The sequence below is a fragment of the Pseudomonas sp. GW821-FHT05D12 genome (assembly GCF_059419825.1).
Genome location: NZ_JBWKSN010000016.1, coordinates 16,486 through 35,205, shown reverse-complemented (window position 1 = coordinate 35,205; position 18,720 = coordinate 16,486). Strand labels below are relative to the sequence as shown.

Annotated in this window: 17 protein-coding genes, 1 tRNA gene and 2 pseudogenes; 6 read left to right on the top strand and 14 right to left on the bottom strand. The window is 55.2% G+C overall.

All coding sequences use genetic code 11. The features are described from left to right. Window positions 1–18 precede the first annotated feature (18 nt). Both AC07SI_RS25845 and gapS1 read left to right on the top strand, forming a co-directional pair. Window positions 19–108: transfer RNA gene (locus AC07SI_RS25845), tRNA-Ser, on the top strand. 244 nt (window positions 109–352) lie between these two features. Continuing rightward, window positions 353–1,942, top strand: a complete 1,590-nt coding sequence (gene gapS1 / locus AC07SI_RS25840; protein WP_495006767.1) for a GapS1 family protein — start codon at window positions 353–355, stop codon at window positions 1,940–1,942. Window positions 1,943–2,047: 105 nt separating this feature from the next. Here the strand turns inward: gapS1 and AC07SI_RS25835 are convergent. Beyond that, window positions 2,048–2,954 (bottom strand): annotated as a pseudogene (locus AC07SI_RS25835) (tyrosine-type recombinase/integrase); the annotation flags it as partial. Here AC07SI_RS25835 and AC07SI_RS25830 point away from each other — a divergent pair. After that, window positions 2,951–3,250: pseudogene (locus AC07SI_RS25830) on the top strand (phage portal protein); the annotation flags it as partial. The pseudogenes AC07SI_RS25835 and AC07SI_RS25830 overlap by 4 nt on opposite strands. A 158-nt stretch (window positions 3,251–3,408) precedes the next feature. Here the strand turns inward: AC07SI_RS25830 and AC07SI_RS25825 are convergent. The 10 genes from AC07SI_RS25825 to AC07SI_RS25780 form a co-directional block, all read right to left on the bottom strand. Beyond that, window positions 3,409–4,326: a hypothetical protein gene (locus tag AC07SI_RS25825; RefSeq protein WP_495006766.1), complete on the bottom strand. Its 918-nt coding sequence runs from the start codon at window positions 4,324–4,326 to the stop codon at window positions 3,409–3,411. Next, entirely contained in the window at window positions 4,326–6,080 is a 1,755-nt protein-coding gene (locus AC07SI_RS25820; RefSeq protein WP_495006765.1) for an ORC-CDC6 family AAA ATPase, read from the bottom strand. The genes AC07SI_RS25825 and AC07SI_RS25820 overlap by 1 nt, the downstream gene beginning before the upstream one ends. A gap of 10 nt (window positions 6,081–6,090) precedes the next feature. Beyond that, on the bottom strand, window positions 6,091–7,332 hold the full coding sequence (locus AC07SI_RS25815) for an N-6 DNA methylase (RefSeq protein ID WP_495006764.1): 1,242 nt from the start codon (window positions 7,330–7,332) through the stop codon (window positions 6,091–6,093). Between the two features lie 963 nt (window positions 7,333–8,295). Further along, window positions 8,296–8,673, bottom strand: a complete 378-nt coding sequence (locus AC07SI_RS25810) for a c-type cytochrome (protein ID WP_495006763.1) — start codon at window positions 8,671–8,673, stop codon at window positions 8,296–8,298. A 72-nt stretch (window positions 8,674–8,745) separates the two neighbouring features. Next, a complete protein-coding gene (locus AC07SI_RS25805; RefSeq protein ID WP_065909457.1) occupies window positions 8,746–9,081 on the bottom strand; it encodes a hypothetical protein in 336 nt (111 codons plus the stop codon). Window positions 9,082–9,182: 101 nt separating this feature from the next. Continuing rightward, on the bottom strand, window positions 9,183–9,536 hold the full coding sequence (locus AC07SI_RS25800) for a gamma-glutamylcyclotransferase family protein (RefSeq protein ID WP_495006762.1): 354 nt from the start codon (window positions 9,534–9,536) through the stop codon (window positions 9,183–9,185). 17 nt (window positions 9,537–9,553) lie between these two features. Further along, window positions 9,554–10,213 carry a M24 family metallopeptidase gene (locus tag AC07SI_RS25795; protein WP_106802921.1) on the bottom strand — a complete coding sequence of 220 codons (660 nt, stop codon included), beginning with the start codon at window positions 10,211–10,213 and terminating at the stop codon, window positions 9,554–9,556. 133 nt (window positions 10,214–10,346) lie between these two features. Next, complete coding sequence (locus tag AC07SI_RS25790) at window positions 10,347–10,925, bottom strand: DUF4337 domain-containing protein (protein WP_495006761.1); 579 nt, start codon at window positions 10,923–10,925, stop codon at window positions 10,347–10,349. An 83-nt stretch (window positions 10,926–11,008) separates the two neighbouring features. After that, the gene (locus AC07SI_RS25785) at window positions 11,009–11,365 is read right to left on the bottom strand and encodes a DUF2784 domain-containing protein (RefSeq protein WP_106802922.1); all 357 of its coding nucleotides are present in this window, start codon (window positions 11,363–11,365) and stop codon (window positions 11,009–11,011) included. A gap of 28 nt (window positions 11,366–11,393) precedes the next feature. Further along, window positions 11,394–12,290: a LysR family transcriptional regulator gene (locus AC07SI_RS25780; protein ID WP_201145715.1), complete on the bottom strand. Its 897-nt coding sequence runs from the start codon at window positions 12,288–12,290 to the stop codon at window positions 11,394–11,396. Between the two features lie 98 nt (window positions 12,291–12,388). Here AC07SI_RS25780 and AC07SI_RS25775 point away from each other — a divergent pair, with 98 nt between their 5' ends. Continuing rightward, window positions 12,389–13,237, top strand: a complete 849-nt coding sequence (locus tag AC07SI_RS25775) for an oxidoreductase (protein ID WP_262133419.1) — start codon at window positions 12,389–12,391, stop codon at window positions 13,235–13,237. A 105-nt stretch (window positions 13,238–13,342) separates the two neighbouring features. Beyond that, complete coding sequence (locus AC07SI_RS25770; protein WP_106802925.1) at window positions 13,343–14,032, top strand: HAD-IA family hydrolase; 690 nt, start codon at window positions 13,343–13,345, stop codon at window positions 14,030–14,032. 86 nt (window positions 14,033–14,118) lie between these two features. Here AC07SI_RS25770 and AC07SI_RS25765 read toward each other — a convergent pair whose 3' ends face one another. Further along, a complete protein-coding gene (locus AC07SI_RS25765) occupies window positions 14,119–14,865 on the bottom strand; it encodes a 3-oxoacyl-ACP reductase family protein (protein ID WP_106802926.1) in 747 nt (248 codons plus the stop codon). Window positions 14,866–14,971: 106 nt separating this feature from the next. Between AC07SI_RS25765 and AC07SI_RS25760 the strand changes: the two genes are divergently transcribed. Further along, on the top strand, window positions 14,972–15,895 hold the full coding sequence (locus AC07SI_RS25760; RefSeq protein WP_495006760.1) for a LysR family transcriptional regulator: 924 nt from the start codon (window positions 14,972–14,974) through the stop codon (window positions 15,893–15,895). A gap of 326 nt (window positions 15,896–16,221) precedes the next feature. Here the strand turns inward: AC07SI_RS25760 and AC07SI_RS25755 are convergent, their stop codons facing one another. Continuing rightward, on the bottom strand, window positions 16,222–16,950 hold the full coding sequence (locus AC07SI_RS25755) for an aspartate/glutamate racemase family protein (RefSeq protein WP_201145713.1): 729 nt from the start codon (window positions 16,948–16,950) through the stop codon (window positions 16,222–16,224). 13 nt (window positions 16,951–16,963) lie between these two features. After that, window positions 16,964–18,490: an NCS1 family nucleobase:cation symporter-1 gene (locus tag AC07SI_RS25750; protein ID WP_495006759.1), complete on the bottom strand. Its 1,527-nt coding sequence runs from the start codon at window positions 18,488–18,490 to the stop codon at window positions 16,964–16,966. Between the last annotated feature and the right edge of the window lie 230 nt (window positions 18,491–18,720).

Genomic DNA, 18,720 nt, shown 5'->3' with positions numbered 1-18,720 from the left:
ACTGGTTTGACGAGATACGGTGAAGTGTCCGAGTGGCTTAAGGAGCACGCCTGGAAAGTGTGTATACAAGAAATTGTATCGAGAGTTCGAATCTCTCCTTCACCGCCACATTAAGTAAACACAAACCCCCGGTTTTCCCAGAGAAAACCGGGGGTTTGTGGTTTCTGGCGTCTGAAAAAGGGCGATATGGGAACATTCATGGGAACGCCACGGCGACTCCAAATGACGAGTCCGACGGGGAAGGATCCGGAACCCAGAAGCCTGTTGTATCTGGGATAACGGTGTTGCTGACCAAATAGGTGCACGCCTCCCATCCTCTAAGCATTTGTTTTTTCTTTAAGGGACTATGAGAATGACGGCAGAAAAATATGACGCGCAGATACAAAAAATAAGACGTGAGATAAGTGTTTATAAGCCGGACTCTGTTCTTCAGTGTGTGATTGATCACCTTCACTGGTCCCAAACGCTTGAGCGCCCTGCCAGTGGTATGCCGTGGATTTGTCTGTTCTTACTAAAAATCGCCATGCAGGAGTGCGGTGGCGGTTACCGAGACATGTCGAAAGCTGAATTCGGTGTGCTTGCTAACAGATTATTCCGTATTCAGCACTTGGCTTGCCCAATCGGGTTGGGTGATGTGCATTTAATGGTCCGTCCGATGGTTCTACAGCAAGCCTGGTATCAGGGGCAGATATTTCCCGATATTAAAGCCATGACTCGACAGATGATTTGGTATTCAGGTGAAGAAACTCCGTTCGCTGAGAAGTTTTTAGAGTTGTATGGACTGTCTCTCAAAAATTTTTATTTGATCAGTTTGTATTTGGATGTTTGTGTTGCGGATGGTGCTAAGGGGGTTGTTGGAATTAATTTATATCACATGATATTTTTTCTAACTCCTAGTATTTCCTTAAAAAGCATAATCCAATATTTTTTATTGGTTGCTGTTCGAAGCCAAGATCTCCCGGTCTTTTTTCAGGACCATAAGGTTAACGGTGATTTGCATCAGCAGAGTGAGTATTTCCAAACTACTCCTCTCAGAAAAAAGCCAGTCTTGTTGGATGGCGATAATCTTTTTATTTATAATTCTAAATTGTTCTCCAGATCGGTTGGGATGCTAGTTCCAGATTTGTTTAAGAAAGTTAAGGGATGGAGGTATAAAGATTTTTTTGGTCCTACCATGGAGCAATATATAGGTAGCCTGCTCGCGACCTCAGGACTCCCTTTTCATACGGAGGAGGCCCTTAAACAGTGTTGCCGAGACAATAGTGTCGTCAGAGGTAAGATGTCTGATTTCATGGCTACTGGTGACGTAAACGTTATTTTCGAATCTAAAGCCATTGAACCTGGTGATATTGTCTCGTCTGTATTTGATCCGGAAGTGCTGAAAAAAATGTTGGCTGATAGCTTTATAAAAGGTATAGAGCAGTGCCAGGAAAGTATTTATAGATTAAGAATGACTAAAGAATATGCCAATGCAAGCTTCGCTTGCATTGTTGTTACACATGAGGATTTTTGGTTTGCCTCAGCTGAGGATGTAGTTAGGGCTATTGATCCGGAGCTTGAAGCTAGGGTGGCTGCTAAGTATGGTAGCGTTCCGGTGCCTTTCGAGACTATTTTGTTTGTGACTATTGATGCCGTAGAAAATATTTTGCAGGCTGTAGCTGAAGGCGAGATTCGGTTAGGTAATTTTGTTGTGGAGTGCGCTCAAGCGCTTCAAACGCCTGAAGGGAAGCGCTTTACAATGGATCATATGATTCAAGATAAGCTCGCTGGAAAAGTTAACGGGAATCCGGTCATCACTAAGAAGGCAGATGAGTGGTTGACTTTCTTTCAGACAGAGATAGACGCTAATAAAGCCGCCTGGCAGGGTTTGTCAGCAGAGCTGATTCGTCAGCGTATGTTGGTAGTAGATGCATTACGTAGAAAGTTTAATCAGCTAGTTTGATAGTAGCGTGGGAATATGAGTCGGTTTGTGATATGTCTCAAGCGCATTGTTAATCGGCTAAAAACGTGAATGGAGTGGACTCTGTCATTAGAAGGTCAATTTTTCCTATTGTAGGATGTTGGTATTTGCGGATTTAATCATAGGTTGTAGGTTGAGCGCGATTTGTAGCATGGCAACAACGTTCGGTCCGTCCTCATTGATCCACATTCCGTAGTGCTGTCGGATCATGTTTGCGCTGGTATCGCGCAACTGCTCGGCAATCCAATCCACTGAAGCCACGCCTGTGGTGAGCAACTGGCTGGCGTAGGTATGTCGGCACTGGCCAGGACCGCGACAACGAACGCTGGCCGCTTTCAAGTGCGTCTTGAAAAATCTGCCCCTTACGACAAAGTCGCTGACATGCGGCAAGCCGCGCTTTGTGTTCAGGAACACGAAGTGCAGCTTGTGCCTGCGGATGGTCTTGTTGTCTCGCTCGACGACATCCACAGTGTCCACCGTCTTAAGCTGGTTGATTGCGTCCAGCCTACGTAGGGCATTCCATGCCGGCTCCAGCAAACTCACTTTGCGCGTAGAACGCCGGGTTTTGGTCACGCGCTAGGCATCGCGTACCTTGGAACGCCTGAAAGTCACCATCCCCTGTTTCAGATCGAAGTCCTCCCAAGCCAGCGCGATGGTCTCCGACACCCGTGGCCCTGACCAAATCATGAACTGCGCCACCAGTAGCTCCTGGGTGCGGCTTGTTCGTGTCGAGGACCTGCTTGATTTCCGCCCTGGTGAACGGTGAACGAGTACGGTGCCTCTGGATTAAGCAGACGAACGAATAACCCGTGGGTCGGATCGTGGGCGAGCTTCTTCCGGGTGCGGTACAGCCGGAACACCTGGCGCACGTTGCTTATGATGTCGCAGATGGTCTTGTATTTAGACGTTTCGACAGCGGCCCCTGAATCCATTCTTGCAGGTCCAGGTGGTCAATCTGATCTATCTGAATGTCACCCCAGCGCGGCCGCATATGCGCCCGCCGGGAAGAAGGATGGCATTCAACTTATCCCGGCCAGCGAAGTGGCGGCCAAGGATGAATTCAGCTCGATCAAGAACATCAGCCGTGACGGTCTGCTCGCAGCATTACGCATTCCGCCGCAATTGATGGGAATCGTGCCGCAGAACGCGGGCGGGTTTGATTCGTTGCGGGAGGCTGCTGAGGTTTGGGCGGTCAACGAACTGGAGCCGTTACAGGGGAGGCTGGCCCAGGTAAACGAGTGGCTGGGTGAGGAAGTCGTCAGCTTCAAAGAATTTGACCTCCCCACGGGGGGAAACGAGGCGCCGAGCTGGTGCGATAACACCCGCTCGGCGCTGAATCACTCGAACATCCACATGACTTCATGCAACGCCTAGTCCCCAATGTGAGGGGGGTAGAAAGGCCGGTTTGATTAAACTAGGTCAGATGAATATATATCATGAAAAATGATTTATCTTTTTTGGGGTTTTGAGTCGTGATCTTGTGCAAACGCCAAGAAAGCATTGTACACATCCTCAATTAAAGATGATTTCAATGGTCCTTCACTAGCGGAAAAAATGGAGTAGTAACTCTTAAAACGTGTGAAGTCGGCGTCAAAGTCCATTTGCCAGCTTTCAGTATAAAGTTGCTTCTCTCGAGAGCCTGGTCCTGCTGTGTGAGTTCTTCTTATTATGTCGTTGAAGCAATAGGAGTTGACTGCTCTGATAAGAGCTTCTATTGCCTCTGCGATATCTTGTAGCTGTATCACTGTTAGTTTTAGAGGCTTCTCGAGCAGTGGTCCATGTGTATCCATGCCGAGTTTTAAGGCTTGTTGGCTACCAAGTTTTCCGAATCTATGAATTCCGCAGTGCCTGATCTGGCATATGGCTTCGAAATTGTCAAAAAGAGTTTCAAGCTGAGGAGGGACACCTCCCTCCTTTGTCATTTTTGTGACGCTGCATAGCGTTTTTAGCTCTACCGCGACATTTCTCTTTGACGCAAAAGAAGCATTTTCGAGTAATGCCTCAGGTAAAAGATTTGCTTCGTGATGAACAGCTGCGCCGTATGTCACTAGGCGGCTGGAGGCATTTTTTGCGCACACGTCGTCTACAAGAATTAGTCGCCGTAGAAGAGAGCGAAAATAGCTTTCCGCAGCTGAGACCATACCTAGATACGCGAGCGATCCTAATATTGGTACGTATTCACCGCTGTTGTCTGCGCCCAAATACAGCCTGTTGATAGCGTAGAGATTATCAACGAATTCGTCGATCGGTGAGCGCTCAGTGTATGGGTGCGCACTATCAAACCACGCCGCAGTATCCAGTTTTGAGGTGGAAGGAGCTCCGGCGGGAGTGAGTGTTGTTAAAAGTACCTCTTCATCATTAGTCATTATGAAAGATACTCTTCCAGATAGGATTCAACGGCATTGATTACGGTCAGTGCACGAGCTTCGCCAATTCGGTGGATTGTCCTCAGTGCTGTGCCTCTATCTTGCAATGCTAAGAACTCACCGATGGTTTTCGGTACCGAGGTAGACTGGCTGATTTTTCTACGTTGCCAATTAGTTAGTCCAGGTACGTCAGCGAGTGATGATTGCATGATGCGATCATAGGAGGACTCCTCCGTAAGTTTTGCTCCACATGAAACACAGTATTTCGCTCCTTCGACTCGCTTGCTACCACAATTGAGACAGTTGGGAAGATCTAGCCCCAAATCTTCAAGGATCCCTGCAGAGAGTGTTGTAGCAATAGAGCGTCGCACTGGATGCTTGGAATCTGGGCGCTGAATCATTTCGACTGAAAGCTTAGGCGAGTAGGCGCCTTTGTTCGTAAAGGCGCGTTTTCTCTGAAGCTCTGCGAGATGCGGCACATAACGCAAGTAATCTCGATCTCCATGAGAAACCGTGGAGTACTTGTAGATCATTCCGACCTCCTGTAGAAGACGCAACATGCGTTCTACATAGGGTTTTTGATCAATACCATCTGCCTGAATACCAATGAAAATCTGACGATACTTTTTCAGGGCCAGTTCTTGGCTTGCGCCCGCTACTTCTGTAACGACAGAGTTAAACCATTCCGCTCCGGCGGAAATTATTGTCGCTAGTTGTGGCTTCTTTTCACGCAAACTTAAGTATTCGACCATTTTTTCAGAGCAAAAGTCCTCTATAACTTTGTTGAGCGTGCTCTGACCTGTAGTTTTTGTAGAGGATGTTTTTCTTAGTTTATTGTAGTTGCGTGCTAAAGACATATACGATCTAGGTACTCCGAAAGCCGCGTATGCCAAAAGCTTTTTGGTATCCTCTGGTATGTCTTCAAAGTCGGGGAAGCGCATACTGCCAATTTGCTGCATGTATGCAAGGTAGTTCTCATCAGTGACTGCTTTCCACACAAAGACAGAATCTGCTTCATGCGCGGCGTGAAAACTTGGTCCGTACTCTGTAGTTCCTGGATATACCGAGGCTTTCGGAGAGATACGTGCGGATTTTAGCGCTCGAAAAATATCAAAAAAGTGCGCTAAATATTCTGGAGTCAAAGTAAGTGCAGCGTCGTCTAGCAGTAAGACGGACTTTTTTCGGCCTAATGCATCTGTAGCTCTGACAATGAGAACCTTGATTCTATCCAAAGTGAGAAGCGATGCAAGGGTGTCTTCATCGTCGCCTAACGTACGTGACTGTTCTAGTGTACCTATAAGATTTCGAACGTCATCCACCTTAAACTCAAGGAGAGTGTCAGTGTCAATCGCGAAACTTACCTTGCTTGAGAAGTCCTTTAAGGCATCGTGTAGCCCAACAAATATATTTGACATGATCCATGTGTAAAACATGGTTATAGCGTCGGGCCGTTTTCTTAAAAGTGGTTCAAGCCTGTAGTATCTATTTAGGTTGGTGTATATGGAGAAGGGCTTGTCATCAATTTCTTTGCACTGGGAATACGCAAAGCGCATTAAGTGAGTTTTTCCACAACCGCGGGGGCCAACTAATAATTTTGCACCTGGGCTGGTCAGCGCACTAACCCAATCTTCTGTGTCTGTGGTTAAAACTGTGTTGTTCGCGAATGATTCAGCTTCGAGGTGGTCGGCTCGCTCCTCGTAAAACTGGGATACTTCTTGCTCTTCAGTCTGAGTTAGCTTTTCATTAACGTTCACGGCGGTTATCTCATTCGTAACTCAGAGGAAAGTTCAAAAGGTCGCCTTTACATATGTGTCTGGCAGCGACGCCGTAAGCGTGCATTTCCAACCAGACTTGTCCGGCTGGAGATGATAATTCATGTAGTAACGCCTCTTGATGCTCCGGCTTTACTCGTAATCGATAAAGGCAGTCGCTAAGGGGGATGTGGCCGTTGGCAACGCCTATGACTTTCTTAGCAGCATTACGGCCAACCCTCGCGATGATAATGTCGCCAGTAGTTGCACTGGCTGTGACAACTTTTTTCTCGTTGTCTATGCCTGAGTACCCTTTAAAATCAATCCATTGGCCTGACATGTCGTCCGTGATGTCCGTAGTATGAAGAATGAAGTTTGAGTTAGCTCTAACTTGAGCGCTATTTAAGTTGCCTCGCCTCAAATCTAATGTGATATCGCTTAGTCTTTTAGATGAGAGTTTAGCGGAGGTTTTTGCTGCATGAAATGTGTAATCAAGCCGCTGTATTGCTTGGTCTCGTGCGACTTTTATTTCTTCCAAAATACCTTGTGTGGTTGAGAAACAGGACAAGCGCACAGTATCTGAGGAAGGGCGGCTATTAGTAATTACTAAAATATGAGCAAGAGCATCTGTGCCGACGAAGGATCCCCTAGGTAGGCGGATTGCTTGAACAATGTCATATTTATGCAACAGGGCAGCACGAAAGCACTTATATTTTTCGGCGCATACCAGAGAGTCCGGCACAATAATTCCTAGAGTTCCCCCATTCGCGAGAAGTCTGAGATTCTGCGCCAGAAAAATCACTGCTGCATCGGTAGATGTGATAGCTGGAAGTGCACCGCTAAAACCGGCCTCTTCCAAAATTTGGCCATACCCCTTGCGCCATCTTGGGACAAGAAACGGGGGGTTACAAACTGCCACGCTGGGAGGGCTAATTTCACGCGCACTCAACAACGATCTGACGCGTAAGCTCAAAGCGTCACTTGGGAGATGATGATGCCTGCCGCGGAATTTTCCCTCTAGCAGACGCCGGGATAGAATTTCAGACGCGGCATTGTCAACATCGATAGTAATTAGCGCTGCATCGGACCATTTTGAGGATGCCGCAATAGATAGCGAGCCTTCTCCTGCACCGAGGTCTAGCACGGACGCAGGCATCTCCACTGGAAGCAACCCCACCAGCATCTGGCTGACTGCGTTTTGCGTGTAATAGCGACCGAGATGATCGGTGGCTTTCGCATGTTCATATGTTCGCATCGTTGCTCTCAAGCACCCGCTAAAAGGCCACGCTTTTGACAGCTATTGCTGCCTAGCCTAGCGAGGCGAGTTTACGGAACCCCCCACCAAACAACAACTTCGCCTTGCTGCAACCGAACAGCTTTCTGCTGTTCCCACTCGGCTGGCAATCACGCATTCAGGTCCGGGCCAGGAGCAATGGTCGCAGTCCGTCCTATCGATACCATTTTATCCCGGCGCGCGCCGTCGTCCCCCCACCTCGCCTGCGGGCTAAATGGGTCGTTTTTTCTGCGCTCATGCGGACCACTCGCGGCTGTTCAGGCTGGGCGCTCGCTTGGCGTTGTGGGTAGGTTGAAATCCTGCGGAACCCTGCACTAAAAGGGTATTTCTTCGAAAGGTCTGGATGGTTGCTGTGCAGGTAGAGGGGGTACTCCAAAAAGAGTAATTTCAGTAATCACGTCTGGGCAATGGGCTGGAGGCCGCGTGTTCCGTGGCGCTCGGTATTACAAGAAGGAGTAACAGAGAAGTGATTGAAAAGGTAATTATTTGCCAACCTGTTGTTTTTAAAGGGTTTTTATAAGAATGAGAATTACATTTATAAAGAGTAATCAGATTACTTCAATATTACTTAAAAATTACCTTTTGGTCGAAACGTAAAACCCTTTAATTTCAATGGTTTGAGCTTGAAAAATGGTCAAGATTACTTATGTTACTCTTTTTTTTTCCCCCCTCTAGATTTCGAACTCCAGCCCCCTATACGTGTGACGCGCACGCGTAGCGCGGTGCAATCTGAGGTCCGTGGGAATGGCGTGGGAACGCTTTCGCGCAACCGGCACCGCTGGAGCCCTTGTATTCTGGGGCTTCGGCTGCGAGATCGCGGGTGCGGGTACTCTCGAATCTCTCCTTCACCGCCACATTAAGTAAACACAAACCCCCGGTTTTCCCAGAGAAAACCGGGGGTTTGTGGTTTCTGGCGTCTGAAAATTACCTCGCTTTCGAAATCACGCCACTCATGTACTGATTCAAATCACGCAGATCCTGGATGCTCCAGGCGTGCGGCGCCAGCTTTACGCCGTTCTCTCGTAACGTTCTCGGGATCAAGTCGCCGTTAGGGCGAAGTATTATCGAAGAAACGATAACGCCCGGATAATCACTCAGGCGCTTCTTGAAAGCGGCGGTCGTGAGGTCAGGTGTGGGAGGTGTGCTTTTATGCGCCAGCGGGCCTGTGGCCTTGATGTCTGCGCCGTGACACATCGCGCATCGTTGCAGGTAGAGGTTTTTCCCGTTGGTGTTTTCCGCGACGGCCAGGGGTGTTTGGGCCAGCGATAAGAGCCCCAGCGAAGCAATGACCAAGATTTTCATTTTTATCAGGCCTTATTGCATGAAAAAGCCGCTTTCTCCCGAAGAGATAAGCGGCTTTTTCACGTCGTGCGCTTACTGTGCGGTTTTCAGCTTGATCACATCACCGGAAATCTTGGTGGTGTAACCGCTCAGTACCCAAGCCCAGAACCAGTTTTCCTGGACTTGGGTGTTGATCAGCGCGTCGCCGCCTTTTGCCTTGATTGCGGCATCCTGGGCGCGGACGAAGCGGCTGTTCTGGCCGATCGGGATGACGCCGAAGAGCATGATGCCGGTGGCGCTGGCTTCGCTGTGACCGAGAACGGTGTATTGGCTGCTGTCGTATTGCGGGGATTTGATGGCGGTGCCGGTGCAGCCTGCGAGGGTGAAACCGAGAACAGCTGCTGCAACCACTTTACTGACGTACTTCACGGGGTAACTCCATGGGCTAAAAATCGAGATTCAATTCTCGAAGGCGCGCCACTCTAATCTCCGGCCTGTGAGATTGAAATCATTTACCGGAAATTTCATCTTCAGGCTTGTACATACACCCATGCCGTCAGGCCTGACGCCAGCGCCACCGACACGCGCTTGTAGTCCGACACTTCATACGCATCGGCGGCGGCCAATTCCTGCTGGGTAATCTGAAACACACTGCCCTCGACTTGGGCACCTGGCTCGGTGGTCGGCGCCACGATCGGGTGATGGGTCTTGCCACTGCTTGCCAGCACCTCTGGGTTGGTGATCTCGACCCAGCTTTGCGAATAGCCGAGCATGGCGTCCTGCTGGCCTGTCAGCTCGCGGCCGAAGTTGGCCAGTTGCACGGCTTTGTCTTGCAACGTGCCGTAGGAAAACAGCAGCACGGGGTGTTCGGTGGAGCGGTCCATGGATGTTCCTTAAAGGGTCAGGCGAGTAAGTCTTCGTAGAAGGCGCCATACGGCTTGGTCGGGTGGGCGATCTGGATTTCCAGGATCCACAACCCGGCGTTCGGGTAGTGCTCGAAGTCGCCCAGGTCTCCGCCGCGATGGACGGCGTGGGGGAAATCGCTGACGCGGTGGCCCTTGATGTCGAGGTTGAGTCGCCAGCCCATGGCCTGGGCTTGTTCTTCGGCGTAGCGGTACAGCTCGAGGCCGACGACCTTGGCGTTTTTCCAGCGGGCCTGCACGCGGTCGAACAGCTCTTTGGCGGCGCTGGCGCAGGCGAGCATTTGCGGATCGTTGCCGGTGGCGAAGGTCGCGCCGGCATCACCTTCGTGGCCTTGCCACACGGCGCCCATGTCGATGAAGAAGATATCGTTTTCGCCCAGCACCGGGTCGCCGTCGGAGCGTTGGTTGAAGGCCTTCAGGGTGTTGGCGCCGAAGCGCACCAGCAGCGGGTGCCAGATGCGTTGCATGTCGAGGTCGGCGAGCACCTGCTTGCCCAGCTCGCGAGCTTCGGACTCCAGCATGCCGGGGCGGATGCGCTGGGAAAGCTGTTCGATGGCTTGCCAGGTCATGGCCTGGGCAAAACGCATGGAGTCGATACTGTAGGCGGCGCCCACGGCTTCTTTGGGTTGTGTGGACACCGGCTTTTCCTCGCGTTGAGCAGCATCAGGCGCTGTGCATTTTACTATATAGCGATAGAGCGGAGCAGCCAAAGTGCAAACGCGCTGTGTGCCGACATTTTCTGTCGACAGCACACTGCTTGCGCCTGCAGGTTCAGACGTGCAGCCACGCCAGGCCGCCCAATACCAAGGCGATGCCGCCGGCCGTGTAGGACATCCGTTTAAGCCACTCCTTGCGCGTCAGCAAGGTGATCGCCGCCAGCGAAATCGCGATCTGGATCGCGGTCATCGCCTGGGCCCAGCGGTGATGCTGGTGCAGCGCCTGTTCGGATTTCTCGTCCCATTCCTTCGAGGTGGCTTCAAGTTTCTCCGCCTGCTTGCGCACGTCTTCCTTCTGGCTTTTGTAGCGCTCGATCTCATCCTTGTAATGCGTAGCGTCCACACCGGGGATATGCGTGGCCAGTTCCGCCAGGTTTTGTCGGCTGGATTTGGCCTGGTAGTAGTTCCATTGGTTGGCCGCTTCAGTCTTGATGATGGCGGCGTTGTTCTTGTCCATCGCCGCTTCGCTTTCGGTGGAACCGGCCTGGTAGCTGAGCATGGCACCGAGGGTGGCCATGAGCGCGGTCATCACGGCGATGCGGCTGGCGAAATTATCCCCGCGGCCGTGGGCATGTTCGGTGGTGTGTTCGAGGTGTTTTTCGTGGGGGCTGGGGACTTCGAAGGCTTCGGACATGGGCGCGTCTACGAACGGAATGAGGGAGTCTGATTCTTCACCACGCCAGCTGTCTCAATCCTGTACGTAACGCTGCAAATTTCCTACCTGCGCCTGATCAAGCGCACATACACCGCCGCGTTGATCAGCAGCACCAGCGCGCCCAGCCCCAGCTGGATCTGTGGCGTCAGCCCGGCCGGGTAGATCAGCGTGAGGATGTAGTGCTCGATGAATCCGCCGGCATAGCCGTCCTGTCCGGCGAGGTGGCGAAACAGGTTTTCCCAGCGGGTCAGCGGGCAGGGCAGGTGGAACACCTCCACCGCCACGCCCCACGCGGCGGCGGGCAGGTGCAGCCACATCACGGGCCGCCACTTGAGGGCCAGCAGTCCGCCGAACAGCACGAACAGGATGAAGCACAGGTGAAACAGCACGAGGCCGTCGGCTATAACGCGATAGAGCATGATGGGTTCGCTTTTAAGTGGGCCTGGGTCAGTCGCCGAGTTGTTGTTGCAGGTAGTCGATAAACACCCGCAGTTTCTTTGGCGTGTTGCTGCGGTTGAAGTAGTACAAATACAGCGCGCTGTGGGTAATCCAGTCGCCCAGGACTTCCACCAACTCGCCGCTGTGCAAATACGCCTCGACACTGGAGCGCGCCACGTAGGCAAAGCCGAAGCCGTCGAGTGCGCCCCTGATCATCAGTTCGATGTCATTGGTCGCCAGTCGGCCCTTGACCGTGACCCGCAGCGGTTTGCCGTCTTTTTCGAAATCCCAGCGGTGCATCAGGCCGGTTTGCGCACTGCGGTAGTTGACGCATTCATGCTCGAGCAAATCGTGAGGATGGGTCGGCACGTTGCGCCCCTGCAAGTAGCCGGGAGTGGCGACAATCACAAAGCGCAGTTGCCGGGCCACCGGGATCACCACCATGTCCTCGGCCAGCACGTGGTCGTAGCGGATTCCCGCATCGAAGCCCTGGGCGACGATATCGACCAACGCGTTATCCACGGCCACTTCCAGATTGATCCCCGGGTGTTTGTGCAGGAAACCCTGCAACAGCGGTTGCAGCACCATGCGGCTGGCGGTGGAGGGGATGTTGAGGCGCAAGGTGCCGCTGGCCTCGACGGTAGCGGCGGCGACACTGTGCAAACTGGTTTCCAGCTCTTCGAGCAGCGGCGTGATTTTTTCCAGCAGCTGTGTGCCGGCCTCGGTCAGGCTGACGCTGCGGGTGGTGCGATTGAGTAGGCGCACACCCAGCTGTTTTTCCAGGGCGCCGACGCGCTGGCTGACGGTCGACACCGACAGGCTGACGGCATCCGCCGCCTGGGTGAAGCTTTTGGTGCGCGCGACCTGTAGGAACAGGCGCAATTGCTGGAAATCCGGCGCGTCCATTGTGTGGTTTTTCCGAAAGGGGCTTGCGGATTATGCATCTTTTTAACAAGAACACCCGCGCGCATACTTTTTTCCTCACCTCACGAGGAATGCCCTTCATGACCGATTCAACTGCAAAACCTGTCTGGTTTATCACCGGTTGCTCCACCGGTTTCGGCCGTCAATTGGCGTTGCACACCTTGAGCCTCGGCTACCCGACGGTGGTGACCGCGCGCAATCCGCAACAGGTGCAGGACATCGTTGCCGGCCACGAAGACCACGCATTGGTGCTGACCCTGGACGTGACGGACCAGGCCCAGGTCGAGGCGGCGGTGCAGGCGGCGCACGCGCACTTCGGGCATATCGATGTGCTGGTCAACAATGCCGGGATCGGTTACTTCGGCGCGTTCGAAGAAAGCCAGTTGGATGAAGTGCGCCGCATGTTCGAAATCAACGTGTGGGGCCTCAGCGCCATGACCCGCGCGGTACTGCCCGGCATGCGTGCGCGGCGCTCGGGCACGGTGGTGAATATTTCTTCGGTGGGCGGTATTGCTGCGTTCCCTTCCCTGAGTTTCTACAACGCCACCAAGTTTGCCGTGGAGGGTTTGTCCGAAGCGCTGTCCCAGGAAGTCGCGCCGCTGGGGATCAAGGTCCTGCTGGTGGAGCCGGGGCCGTTCCGTACCGACTGGGCTGGACGTTCGGCCAACGAGGCCGCGCACGCCATCGATGACTACCGCGATACCGCGGCGGCCCGTGCCAGCACCGTGCGCAATTACAGCGGCAAGCAACCGGGTGATCCGGTGCGCGCGGCGATTGCCATCGTCAAGGCAGTGGAGGCCGAGCAGCCGCCGCTGCGCTTGCTGTTGGGCAAGGCTGCACTGGGCTTTGCACGCTCCAAGGTCAAGGCATTGAGTGCCGACTTTGAAGCGTGGGCGGACGTGACGCAGGGGGCGGATTTTCCTGAGTGAGCCTTGGGGGGGACGAAGGTAATCGTGGCCGCGGTGGTTGCTTGCAGGCAACCCGGGCCGCTATTGTGCTGAATCCTTTTAGTCCTTCCCCAGGGTGTTTTACTGATGAATGCGCCGCGTACTGCAGTCGGTCCGATCAAGGCCGTGATTTTTGATATGGACGGATTGTTGCTGGACACGGAAGGCATCTACACCGAAGTCACGCAGATCATCGCCGAACGCTACGGGCGTACCTACGACTGGGGCATCAAGCAGCACATCATCGGACGCGGTGCCCAGGACCTGGCCGATTATGTGGTCAAGGCGCTGGACCTGCCGATTACCCCGGCCGAGTTTCTCGAGATCCGCGAACCGCTGATGAGCGAGCGCTTTCCCAAGGCCCTGGGCATGCCTGGCGCCGAAGCGCTGGTGCGGCACTTGAAGGCGCACAACATCCCGATTGCCGTGGGCACCAGTTCGTCGCGCAATTCGTTTGGCCACAAAACCACGTTGCACCGCGAGTGGTTCGGGTTGTTCGACACCATTGTGACGGCTGACGACCCGGAAGTCGGTGCCGCCAAGCCAGCGCCGGATATCTTCCTCACCGCCGCGCGCCGACTCGGCGTGGCGCCTGAAGATTGCCTGGTGTTCGAGGATTCGCCGTTCGGTGTGACCGCCGCGAAGGCCGCCCACATGACCGCCATTGCGGTGCCCGACGAAGCCATGGCCGACAGCAAGTACCACCACGCCGACCAGATCATCCGCAAACTCGCGGAGTTTGACCTGGCTGCGTATGGCCTGCCGCCGTTCAATTAAATCCCACAATCAACTGCAGGAGCCCGGCTTGCCGGCGATGGCGTTCTCAAGATCGCCATCGCCGGCACGCCGGGCTCCTGCAAGGGTTATGCGCTGAAACCGCCATCAATGGTCAGGCTTGCCCCGGTGATGTAACCGGCCTCAGGCCCGGCGAGATACGCGACGAAACTCGCAATCTCTTCGACATGCCCGTAACGGCCCACGGCCATCAAGCCGATCAGGCTTTCGGCGAAGTCACTGTCTGCAGGGTTCATGTCGGTGTCCACCGGACCCGGCTGCACGTTGTTGATGGTAATGCCCCGTGGCCCCAGGTCGCGCGCCAGGCCTTTGGTCAGTCCCACCAGCGCCGCCTTGCTCATCGCGTACGGGCCACCGCCACCAAACGGCATGCGCTCGGCATTGGTGCTGCCGATATTGATCACCCGGCCGCCTTCGCCCATGTGCCTGGCCGCTTCTTGGGTCGCGATAAATACACTGCGCACGTTGATCGCCAGGGTCTGGTCGAAATCCTCCAAGGTGAAATCTTCCAGCGGCGCGATGGCCAGTACGCCGGCGTTGTTCACCAGGATATCCAGGCGCCCGAAGGCTTCGACGGTGGCATTGACGGCGTTGCGAATCGCCGTGGCATCGGCGCTGTCGGCGTGAATCGCCAAGGCCTTGCCGCCTTCGCTGATTACGCTGTCCTGCAGGGCTTGCGCCTTGGCGGCCGAGCTGACGTAAGTAAAGGCGACCGCTGCGCCTTGTGCGGCCAGGCGCTTGACGATGGCGGCGCCGATGCCGCGAGAACCGCCTTGGATCAAGGCGACTTTGCCGGTGAGGTTTTGTGTAGTCATGTCGATCTCCGAGTAGTTGATGAGGCGAGTATCGACCTCACCCCGGCCACCCGGTAGACCGTGATTGCTATAGTCTGTGTAAACCAAAAGTTTTGAATGGGTTGATATGGAAAGCTTTGGCAGTATCGAATGCTTCGTGCGCAGCGCCGAGGGCGGCAGTTTTGCCGAGGCGGCGCGACACCTGAGCCTGACTCCGGCAGCGGTCGGCAAAAGCGTCGCCAAGCTGGAAGCGCGCCTCGGCGTGCGCCTGTTCCAGCGCAGCACCCGGCGCCTGACCCTGACCGAAGCCGGCAAACTGTTCCTCGAAGAAGTCAGCGCCAGCCTTACCACCATCCAGAATGCCGTGGCCAACCTGGCCAGCGCCGAAGGGCGGCCGGTAGGCACGCTCAAGGTCAGCATGGGCACGGTGTTCGGCAATCGGTATGTGGTGCCACTGCTGGGAGAGTTCATGCGGCGCTTTCCGGACATCAGCCCGGACTGGCATTTCGATAACCGCCAGGTCGACCTGATCGGCCAAGGCTTTGATGCCGCGATCGGCGGTGGTTTCGAGCTGCCGCAAGGGGTGGTCGCCCGCAAGCTGTCGCCGGCGCATCGGGTGCTGGTGGCCTCGCCGGATTACCTGGCGCGGCGCCCGCCGGTCCTTTCGCCTGAAGACCTGGCCCGCTGCAAGGGCATCCTGATCCGCTCGCCGCAAACCGGGCGCATTCGCTCCTGGCAACTTACCAGTATCGGGCGCGAACAGCGCCCGTTGGTGCTCAAGCCCGGCATGACCATGAGCGACTCGGAAGCCGCCTGCTGCGCCAGCGCCCAAGGCCTGGGCATCGCGCTGGTGAGCATGCCGATGGCCGTGCCGTTTCTCGACAGCGGCGAGGTCGTGCGGGTGCTGCCCGACTGGTACGTCGATGACGGCACTATCTCGATCTACTACGCCGAACACAAACTGCTGCCGGGCAAGACCCGGGCGTTTGTGGACTTCATCATCGAGCAGTTTGCCGAGCGCCAGTTGGGCCAGCGATTCAGCGCGATTTGACCCGCCCTTGAACCGCGGCGACGCCATCGCGGGCAAGCCCGGCTCCCACAACCGACCCCATTCCAATGTAGGAACTGGCTTGCCTGCGATATCCCCACCTCGGTCTACCGATCAAACCTGCCCTGTCGACACCATTCCAATGTGGGAGCTGGCTTGCCTGCGATAGCCTCACCTCGGTCTACCGACCGAACCTGCCCGGTCGACACCATTCCAATGTAGGAGCTGGCTTGCCTGCGATACCCCCACCTAGGTCTACCGGCCAAACTTGCCCTGTCGACCCCATTCCAATGTGGGAGCTGGCTTGCCTGCGATAGCCCCACCTCGGTCTACCGACCCAGCCTGCCCGGCCAGCCGATAACTTTCTTCGGCCGCGGCGTGGCATACGTACGAATCTTCGACGTCGACAACCCCAGCCGCACCAGGGATTCGGCGATGGTCACCGCCGCCGTCACGCCATCCACCACCGGCACCCCGGTGCGCTGGCGAATCTGCTCATCCAGCCCGGCCATGCCGCCGCAACCCAGGCAGATCACCTCGGCCTTGTCCTCGCTGATGGCCAACTCTGCCTGGCGCACAATGGCTTCCATGGCCGCCAGCGGGTTTTCTTCCAGCTCCAATACGGCCATGCCACTGGCGCGCACCGAGGCGCAGCGCTGGTACAGGCCGGCGAGTTTCAGGCGGTCCTCGATCAGCGGCACGGTACGGTCCAGGGTGGTCACCACCGAATAGGCGTGACCGAGAAACATCGCGGTGCTGGCGGCCGCTTCGGTGATGTCCACCACCGGCACGTTCAACAATTCCTGCAAACCTTCACGGCCGTGTTCGCCGTAGCCGGCCTGGATCACCGCATCAAACGGCTGGTCGTAGGCCATCACGCGGTCCATCACGGCGATGGCGGCCAGGTAGCTTTCAAAGTTGCCCTCCACCGACTCCGCACCGAAGTACGGCGTGAGCCCGACAATCTCGGTGCCCGGTGCCGCCACAGCGCGTGCCTGCTGGGCAATGGTCTCGGTGATGGATTCGGTGGTGTTGACGTTGACCACGAGGATACGCATGGAAGGTCCTTGATTAATGACTGACGTTATCGACTGCAATGCTTTCGCCGCTGATATCGGCGTAGAACGCCTGGCGCTTGGCGATCAGCAGGTACAGCAGCCCTGCAATACCGGCGCCAAACAGCCAGGAAAACGGCGAGACGCTGGCAAATCCCGGCAACAGCGCCAACAGGATGGCGATCACCGCTGCAGGAATGAACGCCGCGACCGCACGCATATTCACCCCACGGCTGTAGTAATAAACGCCTTTCGGGTCTTCGCTATACAGCTGCGGCACGTCCACCTGGCTTTTACGGATCAACCAGTAATCGACCATGATCACCCCGTACAACGGCCCCAGCAGCGCGCCCAGGCCAGAGAGGAAATACACGATCACCAGCGGGCTGTTGTAGAGATTCCACGGCAGGATCAGCACCGCCACGGTGGCGCTGATCAACCCGGCGCGGCGGAAGTTCAGGTACTTGGGCGCCAGGTTGCTCAGCACAAAGGCCGGCGCGACAAAGTTGGCCATGATGTTCACCGCCACGGTGACGATCAGGAACGCCAGGCAACCGAGCACCAGGAAAAACGTATTGGGGATGGCCGCGATGATTTCGGTGGGGCTTTCGATCACCCGGCCATTGAGCTGGAACTGCCCGCCGCAGAGCAGCACGGTGATCGCCGCGAACACCAGGATATTCACCGGCAGGCCCCAGAAGTTGCCGACCAGGATGGTCTTGCGGCATGGCGAGGAGCGGGCGAAGTCGCAGAAGTTGAGGATCAGCGTGCCGTAGATCGCCAGCCACAGCGCGCCACCGGCAAAGATATTGCGCCACATCTCGCCGCCGCTCAGCGGTTCACGGATCGACCAGGCAATGTTGCCGCCCGCCTGGAAGTACATCCAGCCGGCCAGCGAGGCCACCGTCAGCAGAATCACCGGCCCGGCGAAGCCTTCATAGCGCCGCACCATCTCCATGCCGTAGGCCAGGATCACCAGCTGTACCAGCCAGATCGCGACAAAACACGCCCAGCCAAGGGACGACAGGCCCAGGATCGAGTTGTGGTCATAGGCGGCGAAGCCTGGATGAATGGCGGTAAGCAACACGCGGAAAACGACCGAGGCCAGGTAGGTCTGGATACCGAACCAGGCAATCGCAATCACCGCGCGGATCAGTGCCGGGATCTGCGCGCCATGGATGCCGAAACTGATACGGCTGATCACGGGAAACGGCACGCCGGTCTTCTGCCCCATGTACCCCGACAGGTTCATGAAGAAATACACCAGCGCTGCGCCGATTCCCAGGGACAACAGGATCTGCCAGCCACCCAGGCCCAGGGCGTACAAGCCAATGGCGAACGAGTAGTTGGCAATGTTGTGCACATCGTTGGTCCACAGCGCAAAGATGCTGTAGCGGCCCCAGCGCCGGCCTTCGACCTTGGTGGGCGCCAGGTCCTTGTTGTGCAGGCGCGGGCTCAGTACCAGCGGGCCGGGACCTGTGGTCTCGGAGCTCAGGGAGGAGGGCAGATCCAGTGCGATATTATTGGAGAGACTAGTACGCATTCCGGCAGGCTCCAGCACATCGGCAGGCAAGCCGCTGATGGCAAAGTGTATGTAGGTTTTGTATTTATTGTATACAAAGCGTTTTTCACCTTAAGCCACATGCGTGCCAGTTTTCGTTCTATGAAAACGTCGGGTAATTTCGTTTTTGCAGGGTTGGTAAATAACTAGCTGAATCTAAAGCGATATAAATTGACCGTTCGAACAGCTATTTATTTTTACGCTGCCTGGGG